The following is a 17,607-nucleotide window of genomic DNA, read 5'->3' on the forward strand; positions in this document are numbered from 1 at the left end:
GAGGATTGCAGACTGGGGACTGGGAACACCTCTCGTTCCCAGGCATCTCTAGTTCCCAGTCTCTCTCGTTCCCAAGCTCCGGCGCACACCCTCGTTCCCAAGCTCCGGCGTACACCCTTGTTCCCAAGCTCCGGCGTACACCCTTGTTCCCAAGCTCCGGCTTGGGAATACGCTTATGCCAGAAGCTCCAGCTTCTTTTCATAATTCAATTTGATCTATCTCGATACATCCTTTGCCATAAAGGTAATTCCCTGCGCTCGAATAAACCCAATGTCCGGCATCTTCTACCAGCCCCCTTCTTACAGGATTGCAATGTATATATGCAACCTTTTGTCTAAGCACATCCTCCTGCGCAACCATCTGCGGGTGGAATCCTTCCTGCCATACCTGATATTCGCTGGTCGCCTTGTGTCCTTTTTTGTAAAATTCAAACTGTTTCAGAAGCCGCTTCCTCTGATTCTCTTTTGCTATCCGTATAATTTCCCGCGCAGTATAGCTCTTAAAATCTCTTATTATTTCAGACGCCGCCTCTGACGAAACAAGGAGGTGTATATGGGTATCCATTACAACATAAGCAAACAATCGCAGCCCTTTTTTCTGTCTGCAATAAGTTAACGAATTGACTATGATGTCGCAAAATATCTTTTCTGTAAATACCGGTAGCCACCCGACAATTGTAGAGGTTATAAAATACAGGTTGCTGTTTTTTACTATTTTGTAACGTGACCTCATGATTTTCCACGCAAAGCATCGCTTTTACCGCATGTACGTTCCCAAGCCGGAGCTTGGGAACGAGGGTGTGCACCGGGGCTTGGGAACGAGGGTGAAACAGTCTTCAATCGGCAATCGGCAATCGGCAATCGGCAGTCAGAAGTCAGAGGTCTGAAGTCGGCAGTCGGCAGTCGGCAAATTACAGATTGAGGATTGCAGACTGGGGACTGGGAACACCTCTCGTTCCCAGGCATCTCTAGTTCCCAGTCTCTCTCGTTCCCAAGCTCCGGCGCACACCCTTGTTCCCAAGCTCCGGCTTGGGAATACGCTTATACCAGAAGCTCCAGCTTCTTTTCATAATTCAATTTGATCTATCTCGATACACCCTCTTGACGTATGCATGAGTGTCAAATACGTGTAGATGCGGCATAATGGGCTACCTGCTAAAAATGTTAAAATACGAAATACGACGCTCGAAATCCGAAACAAGTTCCGAAATACAAAAATACAATGACAAAAACATTGTTTGCTGCACGATGTAGTCATGTAGTGCGACGAGGTTCGTCGCACTACAAATGATAATTTCCCGTTTCAAAAGACTAAAGTACTACGGTTTTTTTCATTGGGATTTTGTATTTTTGAATTTGTTTCGTATTTCGTACTTCGAATTTCGTATTTTTTATTTCCTGCTTGTTTGGTTCTGTCTACGCCAGCTCATGGCTCATGGTTCGTGGCTCATGGTTCAAATCGTACTTCGTACATCTTCTGTCAAGGTTCATTTATGTTTTACAGCAGGTTGAATTTCTTCAGGATGCCGGCGACTTTTTCATCGGTCTTGCTGAGGGTTCTGAATGCATCTATGAGGGTATGCAGTTTGTTACGGTTTGTTGCTATGTCGTCCTCTATCTTCTTAACCTTGTCTTCAAAGGGACGTATCATGGTGCGCCTGTCCCACAGGGCAAACCATATTGTGCCGCCACACAACGTCGCAAATGCGCCAAAGATGCCCAGCATTATATGGACCAACCGGTCAAATTGTTTATCTATGCGGTCAAATTGTTTATCTATACGGCCAAACTGGATATTTATGTCTTCCCGGAGTTGTTTTACTTCTCCGCGAAAAGCAGACTGCCCTTCTTCAAGCCGTGTAAGCCTTTCCACTATCTCCCGGTCGCTGATGTGGGGTGCTGCCTCTATGGCAAATGTTTGGCTATTACAGGCAATAAGAGCGGACGCTATGAATAGAATAATAATGGATAAATTCTTCATAAACAGCAGCTTAAATTTGACATGCGGTTTTGTCAAGGAAATTAGTCATTGGTCAGAAGTCGGAAGTCGGCAAATTGCAGATTGCCGATTGAGGACTGCGGACCGATTTTATAATCTGTTCCTGCCCCATAAAATCCTTTTTTTATTTCATCTGTGAAATCTGTGGTTTCCGTTTTTCAATCTGTGGAATCTGTTAAATCTGTGGTTTCTCTTTTGAAAGTCGGGAACCGGTAGTTTTTACAGCAGGTTGAATTTCTTCAGGATGCCGGCGACTTTTTCATCGGTCTTGCTGAGGGTTCTGAATGCATCTATGAGGGTGTGCAGCTTGTTGCGGTTTGCCGCGATGTCGTCCTCTATCTTCTTAACCTTGTCTTCAAAGGGGCGTATCATGGTGCGCCTGTCCCACAGGGCAAACCATATCGTGCCGCCACACAACGCCGCAAATGCGCCAAAGATGCCAAGCATTATATGGACCAACCGGTCAAATTGTTTATCTATGCGGTCAAATTGAGCATCTATCCTGCCAAACTGGGTATCTACACGGTCAAACTGTTTATTCATGTTCTCGCGGAGTTGTTTTACTTCTTCGCGAAAAGCAGACTGCCCTTCTTCAAGCCGTGTTAGCCTTTCCACGATTTCCCGGTCGCTGATGTGGGGTGCGGCTTCTATTGCAAATGCCTGGCTATTACAGGCAATAAGAGCGGACGCTATGAATAGCATAATAATGGGCAAATTCTTCATAAACAGCAGCTTAAATTTGACATGCGGTTTTGTCAAGGAAATTAGTCATTGGTCAGAAATCAGAAGTCAGAAGTCAGAAGTCAGAAGTCAGAAGTCGGAAGTCGGAAGTCGGAAGTCGGCAAATTGCAGATTGCCGATTGAGGACTGCGGACTGATTTTATAATCTGTGCCTGCCCCATAAAATCCTTTTTTTATTTCATCTGTGAAATCTGTGGTTTCTCTTTTGAAAGTCGGGAACCGGTAGTTTTTACAGCAGGTTGAATTTCTTCAGGATGCCGGCGACTTTTTCATCGGTCTTGCTGAGGGTTCTGAATGCATCTATGAGGGTATGCAGCTTGTTGCGGTTTGCCGCGATGTCGTCCTCTATCTTCTTAACCTTGTCTTCAAAGGGGCGTATCATGGTGCGCCTGTCCCACAGGGCAAACCATATTGTGCCGCCGCACAACGCCGCAAATGCGCCAAAGATGCCAAGCATTATATGGACCAGCCGGTCAAATTGTTTGTCTATTCTGTCAAACTGAGCATCTATCCTGCCAAACTGGGTATCCATCCTGCCAAACTGAGTATCTACCCGATCAAACTGTTTATTCATGTCCTCACGGAGTTGTCTTATTACATCCGCATTTGCCCTGATTTCTGCCCGTAGTGCGTTTTGCCCTTCTTCGAGCCGTGTAAGCCTTTCCACAATTTCCCGGTCGCTGATGTGCGGTGCGGCATCTATGGCAAATGTTTGGCTATTACAGGCAATAAGAGCGGACGCTATTAATAGAATAATAATGGATAAATTCTTCATAAGCAGCAGCTTAAATTTGACATGCAGTTTTGTCAAGAAAATTAGTCCTTGGTCAGAAATCAGAAGTCAGAAGTCAGAAGTCGGCAAATTGCAGATTGCCGATTGAGGACTGCGGACCGATTTTATAATCTGTGCCTGCCCCATAAAATCCTTTTTTTATTTCATCTGTGAAATCTGTGGTTTCTCTTTTGAAAGTCGGGAACCGGTAGTTTTTACAGCAGGTTGAATTTCTTCAGGATGCCGGCGACTTTTTCATCGGTCTTGCTGAGGGTTCTGAATGCATCTATGAAGGTATGCAGCTTGTTGCGGTTTGCCGCGATGTCGTCCTCTATCTTCTTAACCTTGTCTTCAAAGGGGCGTATCATGGTACGCCTGTCCCACAGGGCAAACCATATCGTGCCGCCACACAACGCCGCAAATGCGCCAAAGATACCCAGCATTATATGGACCAGCCGGTCAAATTGTTTGTCTATACGGTCAAACTGTTTATTCATGTCTTCCCGGAGTTGTTTTACTTCTTCGCGAAAAGCAGACTGCCCTTCTTCGAGCCGTGTAAGCCTTTCCACGATTTCCCGGTCGCTGATGTGCGGCGCGGTCTCTATGGCAAATGTTTGGCTATTACAGACAATAAGAGCGGACGCTATGAATAGAATAATAATGGATAAATTCTTCATAAACAGCAGCTTAAATTTGACCTGCAGTTTTGTCAAGAAAATTAGTCATTAGTCATGCATAGCAAGATTTGCCTGTGATAATGACGGGCCAGCGAAGGACGAGGGACGAAGGAAGAGGGATATCTTTCGTCTGTAGCATCCTGGCTATACCAGCTTAGGATTTCACAACACAATGTATAGGATGATATTTGTCATTAGGTATGCGGGTATGAGCAGCCATACGAATATAATAACGAATGTGGTATCTGTACAAAACAAACCATAGCGCACATCCAGAGCAAAGAGGATAAGGCAGACCGTGGGGAAGAGTAGGAAGGGTGTTATTATTATGTAAAAAAGTATGGGGTGAGAATGATAAAGCAATATTTGAGAAAGATACGTATTGCATGCGTAAAACAGGAGTAACGCAAAAGAAAATATCTTCGTTTTCGCAAAAAAATAGCTCGCTGCCGCTATGATGAATAAAAAACACGCTATTATGAATAACCCGCTTATTGGCACTCGTATTTCTCTTTGTATGTTTATGAAGCAATCTACAATCTACAGCCGGCAAATTGCAGATTGGGGACTGGAGACTGGAGACTGGAGATCAGTAATTTCTTTGTATTTTTTGGCAAAATATTTAATGCTGAAATCCGAAATCCTCAATACTCACGCAAAATTACGAAAGGGGGAACCCCGGATTATATAGATTTTTCAGGCAGGATGGAGAGCCGGTTTCTTCCCCTCATATTGCAGCCGCTAAGCGGTCTCGCCGTAAGCAACGCCGAAATTTTCCTACTGTCATACTGCAATTATTGATGAGCTGTTATGGCTATGATGGTAATCTGTTTTTTGTCAGGGCCATAGCACCAAAATATTCTATATGCTGCCGGTGTGGATTGTTCAGCATAAGCCTCAAAAACCTTTTCTCCTTTCGGCCCTTTCAATGTGGTAAACTCATGGGTTTGCAAGCCCGGATGCCTTGGATTTTGAGACAGAAACTGAATGGCCTTTTTTACCGCCGTGTATCTCTTGAAAAGTCCCTTGTCGGTTTTGAGTTTGTCGAGGTCGGTTAAGAATATTTCAAACAAGGGATTTTATTATAGGTCGTCAAGATTGAGTTTTGAGATTTTTCCTTCCGATGCCTCTTTTAAACCTTTTTGGACGTCTTCAAAGGCTTCGCTATTTTGATAGAGCCATACCTCTGATGATGGAATATTCTTTAACACTTCTCCCAGCCTACGAAGCTCTTCAATGTCAATTATTGCAGCCACCTTGTGACCCTCACTATCGATGATGTATTGCCTGACTTTGATAAGACCGGTTTCCTGCTTTATGGTTGTAGTAATAATACATTCTCCTGACAAAAACGCATATAAACACAGGGGTTGGAGGGGCACGCAGTTCCCTCAGAAGTCGGCAATCGGCAAATTGCAGATTGAGGATTGTGGTCTGTGGACTGGAAACCGGGGATTTGAAAATGGTGGGCGATATAGGACTCGAACCTATAACCCCTTGCTTGTAAGGCAAGTGCTCTAGCCGATTGAGCTAATCGCCCCCGTAGTACCTTATCGGTAATTTCTTTGTATTTTTTGGCAAGACATTTAATAGTGAAACCCGATGATTGTGAAATCCGAAACAAATTCTAATGACAAAATGATTTGAAATTCTAAACAAATGCATCTTTTGTATCTCGCATTTCGTGCTTCATAATTGTTGTATGTTTTGAATTTTATGTTTTGTTATTCGGATTTGTTTCGTATTTCGTGTTTCGGATTTCGTATTTTTTATATCTTGCTTGTTTGGTTCCGGCTATTCCAGCTTTGGTTTTCTATATATATCATTTCATATTTTATGAGTCAACACAATTCTACCTTTTCCACGTTACCGGTAAAAATATAAGGAGAAAGCTGTAAATTTCCAGCCTGCCAAGGAGCATGCAAAAGCTTAAAATCCATTTACAGAAATAAGAAATTTCGCTGAAATTAAGCGATGGGCCAACTTTTGCAAGTCCGGGACCGCAATTGGACATACAGGTGCTTACGGCAGAAAAGGAGGTCACCATGTCAAGATTTGTCGCCATCAATGCCAGCGAACACACCCCGAAAAATCCAAGGTACACCACGAAGAATACCGAGCAGCCGGTAATAATTTCCCCACTCACCGATTCGCCGTTAATCTTTACATGTTTTACCATGCGCGGCCTTATTACACGTACTATTTCCCGCATGCTGGACTTGAGCAGTATCAATATCCTCACGCTTTTAATGCCGCCGCCGGTTGAACCTGCGCACGCACCGATAAACATGAGCAATACGAGCAGAAACCGGCATATATCAGGCCATACGTCAAAATCTGCCGTTGAGAAACCCGTTCCGGTGCATATTGCAACTACCTGGAAGAACGAACGTCTGAGGGAATATTCAAAATGCTGATGATACTCACTGCCGGCTTCATTATGAAAGCTGCCAGGCTGGCCGAGGTATAAAAACACGGCAACAAAGACAATTGCTATCAGATTGAGTCCGGCAAAAAAACGCAGTTCGGAATTTTTCAGTATTTTTTTGAAATTTAACTGAAAACACTGATAATAAAGCCCGAAATTACAACCACAAATAAACATAAAGACGGCGGCTACAATTTCTATATAAAGATTATCAAAATATGCAATACTGGTGTTCTTTGTGGAAAACCCTCCCGTTGAGACCGTGGCAAAGGAATGGCAAATGGCGTCAAAAAACGGCATGCCGCCCAGGAAGTACAATAGCGTCACTGTTGCCGTAAAAACAAGATAGATAATCCACAGCACCTTTGCCGTTGCCGCGATCCTGGGCTTCAGTTTGCCTACGGTAGGGCCGCTTACCTCTGCAGTAAAGAGCGGGTATCCGCTTACGCCCATAGCGGGGAGTAATGCTACAAAAACGACAATAATACCCATCCCGCCAAGCCAATTGGTAAATGTCCGCCAGAAAAGTATGCTTTCCGGCAATATTTCCACGTTTGTAAGAAGGGAAGACCCTGTTGTGGTAAAACCGCTTGTTGTCTCAAAAACCGCATCGGTGTACGTTGTGCATACCCCGGAATACCAATAAGGAACTGCTCCCAGGAATATACAGATGAACCAGCTAAACGTTACAATGGCAATGCCTTCTCTGATGCCTATTTCTTCTTCAATTTTCCGGAAGAATAGTTTATTAAGTCCGCCCAACATGCCGGAAAGAACTATCGCCAGGATAAAGGCCCATAAGGTGTCGTAGTTTTTATAAAACAACGCAACGCCCAGCGGGATTAAGAATATTGCGGAAAGCATTAACGCAAGATTAGATACCGTACGAAGTACTATCGAAATGTTCATAGACGATGAGGTTTAAGTGATGATGAAATGAGTTCAGACTTTTCCATTGGAAAAGAGGGTTTGGACTTTTTCGATGGCATTTGGAAGTGCAAAAACAATCACGCTTTCCCCAGGATTTATTATGGTATCGCCTGTGGGCAGTTTCATAACTCCATTATGTGAAATAGCGCCAATAATAGCACCCTTTGGGAAGTGTACCTCTTTCAGGGGCTTGCCTAAAATTTTTGAGTGTTCCGATGCTATCAACTCCATGGCCTCGGCTTCGCTTTGCTGAAACTTTACCACGGAAAGGGTATCGCCCCTGCGGATATGCTGCAAGATGGAACCTGCGGTGATGAGCCTTGGGTTTATTACCACGTCAATACCCAGAGAATTAATAATAGGTACAAACGCGGGGTCTTCCGTGAGCACAATGGCCTTTTTTGCTCCGAGCCTCTTTGCCAGCAATGCGGCGAGAAGGTTGCTCTGTTCGTTTTCAGAAACAGCCACAAAAAAATCCGCCATGTGAATAGAAGATTCCTTCAGGATATCAATATCCAGGGCATCGCCCTTCAGGATAATTGTTCTGTCCAGCACTGACGCCGCTTCTTCCGTTTTTTCCTTGAGTGGTTCTACAATGGTAACCCCGATTTTTCTATCTTCCAGTTTCTTCGCCAAATTAAGGCTTGCCCGGTTTACGCCATAGATAACGACTTTTGCGACTTCATCTGCCCGCCTGTTCACCATCGGAAGGAAGAATGGCAATGCCTCTTTTGCCATAACCACATAGATGTTATCGTTCGGTTTAATTTCTGTTTCTCCCGTAGGAATAATCATTTCATCATTCCGTTGGATAGCGACGATAAGAAAAGAATCCGTGTATTCAATTTCTTCCAGATCGGCAAGTTTTTTACCGACTATCGGGGCATCCGCAGGCACGCTAAACCCTCTCAGCAGAACGTCCCCTCCTTTAAAATCGGCCACATAGTTTGCGCCAGGAGTGCCGATGATATTCATGATAGAATTAATTGTTATCATTTCCGGGTTTATTATGTAGTCGATATGAAACCCGTTTTGGTGTACAAATGGTTTTTTTTCCGAAAATTCCGGGTTTCTTATTCTTGCAATCTTTGTTTTTACATTATATTTATACGAAAGTATACACGTCACGATATTTATCTCATCGCTGTTTGTTACGGCCAATACGACGTCGGTATTCTTAATCCCGGCTTCTTCCAGGATTGAAGGAGACGTGGCCATTCCCAACACTGCAGAAACATCCATTTTCTCCGTAATACGGTCGACCATGTTTTGGTCTTTGTCTATAACAGAGATATCGTGTCCCTCTTTAGACAATTGTTTTGCGAGATTAAAACCTACCGCACCTGCTCCTACGATAAGGATTTTCATTTATATTTCAAACTCCTGTTAAAAATTATTTACGATTTACGATTTTTTTAATCTGTGTAATCGTTCGACTGAGCTCACGACGAAGTCTGTGTAATCTGTGGTTTCTTCTTTTATTAACTTACGATTTGGGATTTCAGGTCGTACCTCGTAAATCGTACTTCGTTACTATTTTGCATTGGCGACGCCAATTTCAATTTTGTCATTTAATGCCTGAAAATGGGGTAAAAATTCTTCGCCGCCAAGATTAGGGTCCTCCGTCTTCAACAGGGCGATAAGGTCCTTTACCTTTTCATAGTTACCCTGTTCAAGCATGGCAGTGGCAATGTCCAAACGACCTTGCCAGCACCATTGGCAATTCCGGGGATTCTCTTCAAGCCACACGGTGAACCATTTTAGCGCACGGTCAAACTGTTTCAGCTCTTTTGCGCACTGAATAAATTCTTTTTTTATTGTGTCATCAACGGAATTATGTTTTAAAATTTCCTCATAATTATTGAGTGCGTTCTGCCAATCTTTTAACGCAAATAATGTTTTTGCCCGTTTTATCCTGATTTGCAAGACCTTATCCTGTAACTCCGGGAATTTTGCATATTTTGCCATTATTCTGCCAAGAACGATTTCTGCCCGCTTATAATCTGCAATATTATAAAAACTAGCCGCCACGGACTCCATAATATCAAACGTTGCGTCTTCAATATTCACCAAACGCCCGGCCGCTTGTTCCACAACCCGTTTATCAACATCCTGAAGCGCTTTTATCAAAGCCTCAATTGCCGGCAGATTTCCAATCTGGCCGAGAGCCGTCACCGCCGACTCTCTTACTCGGGCACTACTGTCGGACAGGCGCTTAATAAGGGGTTCCACACATACAGGGTCGCCGATTTTCCCTAAACTATCTGCCGCATACCACCGGACACGTTCTTCCCCGTCGTTCAGGGCGGCAATTAAGTACGGCACCGCGCGCACATCGGCGAGTTTCCCAAGAGACGCCGCAGTACACTCCCTTATTTCGGGCTTCTCGTGCGTTAGAAATTGAATCAACGTATCAACCGCTCTTAAATCTCCCGTCTCGCCTAACGATTCTATTATCGTAGACACAATGGGGGCATTTGTTTTATTGTTTAACGCTTCGATGAGAACCGCCACCACCTCATCATTCCCAAATTGTCCAAGCGCCCTGGCAGCCTTTTCTCTCACAATCAAACTTTCATCACCCAGGGCACGAATTAAAGGTTTTAGCGCTTTTTCATCGTTAATCACCCCTAGTGTCTGAACAACTTCAATACGTACTTCTTCTTCTTTGTCTGATATGGCATTAATCAATATATCGACAATTGATGAGTCTTTTATCTTTGCCAATTCCTTTGCGGCAAAAATTCTTACTTCCGGATAATCACTTTTAATCGCTTCACTCAACAATGCAGTGTCTATTTTGTCATGTCCAAGTTCAATGAGCTTAATAGTCTTTCGCGCCACTTCCTGTTTTAATTGTTCAATCTCTGCCTCTAATTGCTGGGTCTTTTCTTCCTGCTTCAGCACAATTTCATCCAGCCATTGTTCCCGTGTTTTCGACTTATTACGCAGCCACCATTCCCTCCACCATGAGGAATCCTTGTTGCTTGATACTTTTGTAATTTTCTCCAAAGACGCCATCACGGTTTCCCGCAAATCACTATCATCAGACCGAAGCATTTTAATAAGCGGGTCTACGGAGTCCTGGTCATTCGTATTGCCTAATGCCTTTGCCAACAGTATCTTAACATCCCTTGACTGCTTAGGGTTAAGCATGGCGTCCGCCATCATATTTATTGTTTTTTTTGTTTTAATCCTCCCAAGCGCATTCAAGGTAACGGTTCTTATTTGTTCAGATTCATCGCCCAACAGGCGGATTAAATATTCAACCGCACGATCATCTCTGGCAAATCCGAATGCCCTTATCACGGATATTTTAATATCTTCCCGCACTTTTGCATCTTTTAATATGTTTGTTAAGGGTTCCTGCGCATTTTGCAAATTTAATCCCAGCAAAGAAACTGCCGCAAAACTTCGTATCGTGGGGTCATCTGAATATAACTGAAGGGTCCATTCGTCTATATTCCTGCGCAGTTTTATATCCGCTTTTGGCTCTTTTTCCTCAATAACCACCTTTTTCATTGGTACAGAGGCACATCCCATAGTGCCAAATACACACATGGGATATAACACCATTCCGAATAGCATCAGTTTTATTTCTCTTCGCATGCGTTAATGATCCGTTATTTAAAAGTAATTTTCAGGTAAATACCGCCACCATAGAAGTGGAAATCCGAAATGCTGAATACAAATCCACCCCCTGCACCACCGCCAGCGGGGGACATTCTCCCCCTTTGGAGGGGATTAGGGGGAGGATTTTAGAATTTGCTTTGTGCTTTGTGCTTGTTTGGTTCCGGCTTGTCCATGGCAGGATAATACCTTTTCTCCCTGCAAAGGTATGCGCTACACAATTATGGGCTATTTGGGTTGAGGCAGCAAAAAACACCTTGGTAATCAGGGCTGGGTATATAGTATTACCCCGTAAAAACTTCTTTTTTTGTAGGTTTTTCTTTGCATCCTTTGCGTTCTGTATATCCTTTGTGCCCTTTGTGGTTAAACTATTTTTGATTGCGGCTTTTTGCTGCATTATGACGTTTCTGTAAGAATAGCTGACTGAAAGACCGCTTGATGGTAACAAATTCCACTTTTTCGGTCAATATAAAAAGATTTGGGAGGTACGAGGCTGGATTTATGGTTTTTGTTTGCATAAGTTTTATAAAAACCAGTTAAACCACGGAACACAAGGCTCCTCTATCAACAGGAAATTTAAGAAATGTGTTTATTATTCTAAGACCAGACGCTTTTGGCTACAACAACTCGCGGGAACATTGTGTAGGTTTACAAGGTACGATTTAAATCCCAAATCGTAAATCAAACTTCGTACTTCACAAATCTACTATGCTAAAAAGGTGATTCCTTAAATACCTCTTTAAACCGCACCTTAAATTCATCTGCTGTGAAGTGAAAGTTTTGCGTCCCATACACTTCAACTGCATAGGCGGCACAAACGGCGCCTATCTTTGCCGCATGGACAATCCCCTTGCCTGAAACCAATCCTTTTATTAAACCGGCTCTGTAAGCATCTCCGGCGCCGGTGGGGTCCTTTACCACGGATACTTTTGCGGCAGGGACGTCATATGTCTTTGTGGTTCCGTTTTCTCCGCATATAATTGCGGACCCGTATTCCCCTTTCGTTATAATCAAAATATCCGTTCCCCTTATAATATCTTCGCTTGTCATGGAAGTCTTGTCTTGCGTAAGCTGGAATTCGTAGTCATTGCAGATAAATATTTTTGCCCCGTCAATGGCTTCCATTAGATGCTCTTTTGACCATGCAGGCAAGGACTGTCCCGGGTCAAAGATATACTCTATTCCTTTTTGTTTATATATTTTTGAAAACTGCATCATATCATCCAAATTTCCGGGAGAGACAATTGCCAAGGACACTTCTTTCGCCGCAGCATCAAAATCAAACCAGGCGCTATATTTCATGGCACCCGGATTAAACGCCGTTATTTGATTGTCCGATCGGTCTGTTGTAATATATGCCCCTGCCGTCAATTCTTCCTCTATCATCTTTATATGCATGGTAGATATTTTATGGTCTTCCAGCCACTTTTTGTACGGTTCAAAATCACGTCCGGAAGTTGCAATAATTTTGGGGGTTTCGCCAAACAAGGAGAGCGCGTAAGCAATATTGCCCGCAGTTCCTCCAAAATTTTCTTTCAGTTCATTAATCATAAAACATACATTCAGCAGGTGTGTTTTTTCGGGAAGAATGTGATCTGAAAATTTTCCGGGAAAATCCATAATTCTGTCATATGCCACTGAACCTGAAACAAGTATATTCATTGCTTTTCCTTCTCAATAATGAAGTGATTAAAAAAAATCGTAACAAGTAGGGACGAAGTATTTGCTATAAATTCGAGCTCGTTCCCAAACCTTGTACTGAACATAGTGAAGTATCTGTTTGGGAACGCAATTGCACTGGAAACTTTGTTTCCAGTGAGGGTCTGGCTTGACAAATTACAAACTGTCTTAACCCTGTGATTTTATTCCCTATCTATCAGCAAACAGGCGAGAAACCGGAGTTTCTCGAACAAATGCATTCCCAAACAGATACTTCACTATGTTCAGTACAAGGTTTGGGAACGAGCCGTGTATCGTTTACGCTGAATAGTTACTGATGCTTCGTCAAAATCGTTAAATCATCTCAACCATTTGGCCATTAAAATGGAAGCAGGAGCTTCCAATACAATTACGTTCCAAAACCGGAACTTGGGAACGAGCGTTAGTAGGTGCGGAGTATTTGTTAGTTTGGGCATGAAAACATTTATGCCAATTTACAGCAAATGCTTTGCCCCTACAGTTATTTTTCCTTCTTTAAACAACTATCGTCAAGCATATGTATTAATTTATTCATCTCCGGTTTTGTTACATAGTTGTCAGCGCCAACACTTTCACATTTCACCACCATCTGATTATTTATCAGGCTGGAAAACATAATCACAGGGATATTTTTGAGCAAGGCGTCGCTCTTTATCCTTTTGCATAAGGTTAATCCGTCAAGCTCCGGCATTTCTATATCAGATATTAATACATCGGGTAGTTCTGTGGAAAAAGAATCTTCCGCTTTTACTTTGTCACGTATTCCCATCAGTGCATAAAACGCCTTTTGACCATTTTCAAACACACGGACATTACTATACCCCGCACTGCTCAGTACGCGAACAACATTGTCACGAATAGTCTTCGAATCCTCGGCAAAGAAAACCACCACATTTTCACGTCCCTGTTTTTTTTCTATTTGAAATGTCTCGCTGGCAGCCTCGCCAATCGCCAAGTGTGGAAATATTTTAGAAAGAATATGTTCCAAATCGATAATCATAATTTCTTTATTATCGATATGCACCGACCCGATAACACCTGACCCGCTGCTGTTGATAATATTGCTTATTGGAATAAAATCGCTCCAGGAAAGCCTGTGAATCCGGTTCACTCCATCTACCAAAAAGCTATTAATTGAATTATTAAATTCAGTTACTATTACCACCGATATGCTATTTGCATCATCGCTGTTTTTCTTCTGTATATCTAGTGCGTTTGCCAGATTAATGAGGGGTATTGTTTTTCCCCGGTGCAGCATCAACCCCATCATGGCCGGAAGAGACGTAGCCACCTTAGTGACTGTTTTTGGGTCATGCTGTACTATCGACTGTACTTTTGCAACATTTACACCAAACGACTGATCTCTTAGGAGAAACTCCAGCAATTCCATTTCATTGGTGCCGCTTTCCAGGAGAATTTGTTGTTTTGCCATAGCAATGCTCCTTCCGTTAGTACTTCCCCGGCTCGAAAATAAGACTACAAAAAATAGCTTAAGCACATACACTACAACACAATATGGTTATAAAACCATTTTCATCGTTTCCGGGTGTTGCAAATGCAAAATGATGACTGTTTTTAAAATACGAGGGGGAACCATAGACTGCTCTTATTACATATATTATTAAGCTGGCATAGCCGGAACCAAACAAGCAATAAATAAAAAATCCGAATAACAACGAATAAAATTCGAAACAAATCCAAAACATACCTATCTGCGTGCAATCACGCGCAGGCAGGCAACAAATATTAAGCACGAAAAGCAAGATAGAAAAGATGCATTTGTTTAGAATTTCGAATCATTTTGTCATTAGAATTTGTTTCGGATTTCGCGAGTATTAACCCCTGGCAGCGTTGTTTTGCCCCAATCACACAAACGGTTACAAAAAATCGTGAATGCTCCTTTGACAAAAAGACAAAAAGTGCACGAGCTTTATGGCTGCAGCAATTTTCGTAATTTTTCCGGTATTGCCGCAGGTTTACGTTTTGCATTAAGGCATGCGAGCTTTGTGTATCCTTCGGCAACCAATGTATCACCCTCTTCCCTGAATACTTTATAACTAAATTGAACCGTTGCATGTTTCAATTCGGAAACCCATGTTCGTACAATAAGTACGTCGTCATAGTAAGCAGGGGAACGGAAATTACAATGCACTTCGGCCACTGGAAAATAGATGTGTTCCTTTTCCATTTCGGAATAAGGCAGTCCGCATTGCCGCAAATATTCAGTACGCCCCATTTCAAAGAAAACAAGGAAATTCGCGTAATAAACAATCCCCATCTGGTCTGTTTCCTGGTATCGCACGCGCGTTTTTATTTCGTGTATTTTCCTTCGAAAATCGTCCATGATGTTTTATAGAACTTCAGGCGGGTTTAGGTTTGCAACCCAATGTCATTAAGTTAAACAAACGGCCGCAAAAGTCCCCATTAATAAAGGGGGGAAAAAGGGAGTTGTTTTTGATCAAATAATTCATAGCACCTTAGTTACTTGAAAAATCCAAGGGGATATAAAAAACAATGTAGCCCCTTTAGGGGCGGTCTGTTTGTAGCGCAATAAAATTCAACAGGTAAATAGCTCCGTAGGAGCGGCCTGTATATGATTGACAGGAAGACAGGCCGCTCCTGATTATAGAGACAGGTTTCAAACCTGTCTCTACGATCTGTTATGGTATCCTATCTACAAACAGGTTGCTCCTACGGAGCTTATCGGCAATACGCTTTTTTTAAAAACCAAAGTGTTACAATAATTCTTAACTTAATGACATTGGTTTGCAACCTGAACCCATAGTTTATTTGGCGAATAGCGCTCTATGTATTTAAAATGGCTAAAATCCCCCTACTGACAGTAATGCTGCAAACCCGAACCCGTCTGGAGGTACGAGGTACAAATCCCAAATCGTACCACCCTACTATTTCCTGAATGCGGTAAGGTAGGAATCGCTGTAAACATTTTTGTTCATAATAATCTCTGCTGTAATTGCAGCATCCATCAGGTCATTATCAAGGACGTCCATCAGTGCGGCATTTAACCCATATGCGATTCCCATAGTCAGGAAGGTGCGGGCAAGAAGTTTTTTTTCTTTTGTACCCTGAGAAAAATTGCTCAATCCCACGTTCCTCTGAGGCGCCGGGTCTGAGATCATTTGTATTTGGCTGAAAATATCAAACATGAGTGCTGGTTGTTTCTGGTCTACATTGATGGGAAACAATACCGGGTCAATCAGGATTTTTTCCATGGGAAAATTATGTTCAACGGCCTTCTCTACAATCTGCATTACAAATTCCATACGCTTCTCCACGTCCTGCGGAATGCCGTGTTTATCCATGGTAAGGCATATTAAAGAGGCGTTATAGTCCTTTGCTATGCCCATGTATTTATCCAGTTCTTCCGGATCGCTCTTTGTTGAATTGATTAATACATCATTTTTTACTACCGACAAACCGGCTTCCACTATGTCCCACTTTTGACTGTCAATGGCAATAGGAGTTTTTACGGTATCCTGAATAACCTCAATCAGCCATTTCATGGCGTCTACCGGGTCAGTTGCAGCAGGCCCCACATTCACATCCAGATACGTGGCACCTGCTTCCGTCTGCTTTTTTGCCAGTTCCTGTATCGCTTTCGGATCTTTATTTTTAATACTCTCCCTCACGTCTTTAAACATACCATTAATACGTTCGCCGATAGAAATCATCGAATGTTTTCCCCTTTTTAAAATCGTAATTTTAGTATAAACGGTCAATACATTTTTTCACTGCGGCTACGGCCTTCGGGTGATTCATGCGGATAATATCAACCCCGGACTGCAAAAGGCTTGTTGCGGTAATCGTTTCCCACATGGGGCCTCTTTCCTCACGTGGCCCCCATTGAGGAGCATCTTTATCGTCGGATTTTGCTTCTTTTGCCCGCCATGCTTCATGGCCAACGTCACAAATTACCGGCATTGCCATTAATTTATCTCCGGTTAAGGCGGCGATTCTTTCACGCTCTTGTATAGAATACGTGTATTCCATACCGTATCCCAATGCGCCCGTTGTCTGGAACATGACGATGCGCTTGAGTGGAAAATCCATTTCAGAGACAAGGATGTTTACCTGTTTCGCAATATTAATATCTACCGGCGAGAGTGTTATAATGCTATGCCCGTCCGCAAGACAGGTAACGGTAAGCGTTTTGTAATTATCCTGAGTTACTACCCCTATCAGGCAATTTTCTCCTTTTAATGCCTGGCTCACCTTTGGCAAAATCTCATTATCTTTTTCATCATGTTCGCAACCCCAGATGATTAAGGGAACTCCGACGGCGGCAAGGATAGACTTTGCGACGTCCACGGTTTCTGCCGCAGATTTGTTTCCTTTATCCGGATGGATGCCTTCCAGTTTCAAACAGATTAAGTCCGCTCCATACTCTACGCACTTTTTTGCCCATTGTGCGGGGTTGTCCAGGACGTCCGCAAAAGGTTTTTTTAACGTTTCAGGCCAGTCGTCGGGCGATATATCGTAAACATCCATTGCAATTACCGGTTTGTGTCCCTTGCTGCCGTCAAAATCCATAAAAGGAATGCATTTTGAGCCGCCGATAGTAACCGTTTTTTCTCTTGTTCCCCCCTCTTCTTTTGTTGCTCCGATGGTAATTTCGTTTACGCTACTTGTCCATTTTTCAGCTACATTTGGTATTTCCATGAATCGTTCTCCTACTTATCCAGGTCTAACGTACCTTGTAAATCTAAATTATG

General features: G+C 42.8%; 16 protein-coding genes and 1 tRNA gene. All 17 read right to left on the bottom strand.

All coding sequences use genetic code 11. From position 1 onward, the window contains the following. Positions 1–198: 198 nt before the first annotated feature. Positions 199–732, bottom strand: a complete 534-nt coding sequence (locus tag KSMBR1_RS06435) for an REP-associated tyrosine transposase (protein WP_099324571.1) — start codon at positions 730–732, stop codon at positions 199–201. Positions 733–1,497: 765 nt separating this feature from the next. Next, complete coding sequence (locus tag KSMBR1_RS06440; RefSeq protein ID WP_099324572.1) at positions 1,498–1,980, bottom strand: hypothetical protein; 483 nt, start codon at positions 1,978–1,980, stop codon at positions 1,498–1,500. Between the two features lie 237 nt (positions 1,981–2,217). Further along, a complete protein-coding gene (locus KSMBR1_RS06445) occupies positions 2,218–2,721 on the bottom strand; it encodes a hypothetical protein (protein ID WP_164994542.1) in 504 nt (167 codons plus the stop codon). Between the two features lie 247 nt (positions 2,722–2,968). Next, positions 2,969–3,550: a Rossmann-fold NAD(P)-binding domain-containing protein gene (locus tag KSMBR1_RS06450; protein ID WP_099324574.1), complete on the bottom strand. Its 582-nt coding sequence runs from the start codon at positions 3,548–3,550 to the stop codon at positions 2,969–2,971. 176 nt (positions 3,551–3,726) lie between these two features. Next, positions 3,727–4,188, bottom strand: a complete 462-nt coding sequence (locus tag KSMBR1_RS06455) for a hypothetical protein (RefSeq protein WP_157820422.1) — start codon at positions 4,186–4,188, stop codon at positions 3,727–3,729. A gap of 794 nt (positions 4,189–4,982) precedes the next feature. Then, positions 4,983–5,261 carry a hypothetical protein gene (locus KSMBR1_RS06465; RefSeq protein WP_099324577.1) on the bottom strand — a complete coding sequence of 93 codons (279 nt, stop codon included), beginning with the start codon at positions 5,259–5,261 and terminating at the stop codon, positions 4,983–4,985. 9 nt (positions 5,262–5,270) lie between these two features. Then, a complete protein-coding gene (locus KSMBR1_RS06470) occupies positions 5,271–5,537 on the bottom strand; it encodes a hypothetical protein (RefSeq protein ID WP_172953476.1) in 267 nt (88 codons plus the stop codon). Between the two features lie 114 nt (positions 5,538–5,651). Continuing rightward, positions 5,652–5,728 (bottom strand) — tRNA-Val (locus KSMBR1_RS06475). Positions 5,729–6,040: 312 nt separating this feature from the next. Beyond that, the gene (locus KSMBR1_RS06480) at positions 6,041–7,525 is read right to left on the bottom strand and encodes a TrkH family potassium uptake protein (RefSeq protein WP_099324579.1); all 1,485 of its coding nucleotides are present in this window, start codon (positions 7,523–7,525) and stop codon (positions 6,041–6,043) included. A gap of 33 nt (positions 7,526–7,558) precedes the next feature. Next, positions 7,559–8,914, bottom strand: coding sequence for a Trk system potassium transporter TrkA (trkA, locus tag KSMBR1_RS06485; RefSeq protein WP_099324580.1), 1,356 nt, complete (start codon positions 8,912–8,914; stop codon positions 7,559–7,561). A 165-nt stretch (positions 8,915–9,079) separates the two neighbouring features. Continuing rightward, positions 9,080–11,155 carry a HEAT repeat domain-containing protein gene (locus KSMBR1_RS06490; RefSeq protein WP_099324581.1) on the bottom strand — a complete coding sequence of 692 codons (2,076 nt, stop codon included), beginning with the start codon at positions 11,153–11,155 and terminating at the stop codon, positions 9,080–9,082. Between the two features lie 31 nt (positions 11,156–11,186). Then, positions 11,187–11,573 carry a hypothetical protein gene (locus KSMBR1_RS06495; RefSeq protein ID WP_099324582.1) on the bottom strand — a complete coding sequence of 129 codons (387 nt, stop codon included), beginning with the start codon at positions 11,571–11,573 and terminating at the stop codon, positions 11,187–11,189. 314 nt (positions 11,574–11,887) lie between these two features. Continuing rightward, entirely contained in the window at positions 11,888–12,838 is a 951-nt protein-coding gene (locus KSMBR1_RS06500) for a carbohydrate kinase family protein (protein WP_099324583.1), read from the bottom strand. A 517-nt stretch (positions 12,839–13,355) separates the two neighbouring features. Further along, entirely contained in the window at positions 13,356–14,306 is a 951-nt protein-coding gene (locus KSMBR1_RS06505; RefSeq protein WP_099324584.1) for a chemotaxis protein, read from the bottom strand. 498 nt (positions 14,307–14,804) lie between these two features. Then, the gene (locus tag KSMBR1_RS06510) at positions 14,805–15,218 is read right to left on the bottom strand and encodes an acyl-CoA thioesterase (protein ID WP_099324585.1); all 414 of its coding nucleotides are present in this window, start codon (positions 15,216–15,218) and stop codon (positions 14,805–14,807) included. A 562-nt stretch (positions 15,219–15,780) separates the two neighbouring features. Then, positions 15,781–16,566 carry a dihydropteroate synthase gene (locus KSMBR1_RS06515; RefSeq protein WP_099324586.1) on the bottom strand — a complete coding sequence of 262 codons (786 nt, stop codon included), beginning with the start codon at positions 16,564–16,566 and terminating at the stop codon, positions 15,781–15,783. Positions 16,567–16,597: 31 nt separating this feature from the next. Continuing rightward, entirely contained in the window at positions 16,598–17,554 is a 957-nt protein-coding gene (locus tag KSMBR1_RS06520; RefSeq protein WP_099324587.1) for an acetyl-CoA decarbonylase/synthase complex subunit delta, read from the bottom strand. Positions 17,555–17,607: the final 53 nt, after the last annotated feature.

This window comes from Candidatus Kuenenia stuttgartiensis (assembly GCF_900232105.1).
Taxonomy (GTDB): Bacteria; Planctomycetota; Brocadiia; order Brocadiales; family Brocadiaceae; genus Kuenenia; species Kuenenia stuttgartiensis_A.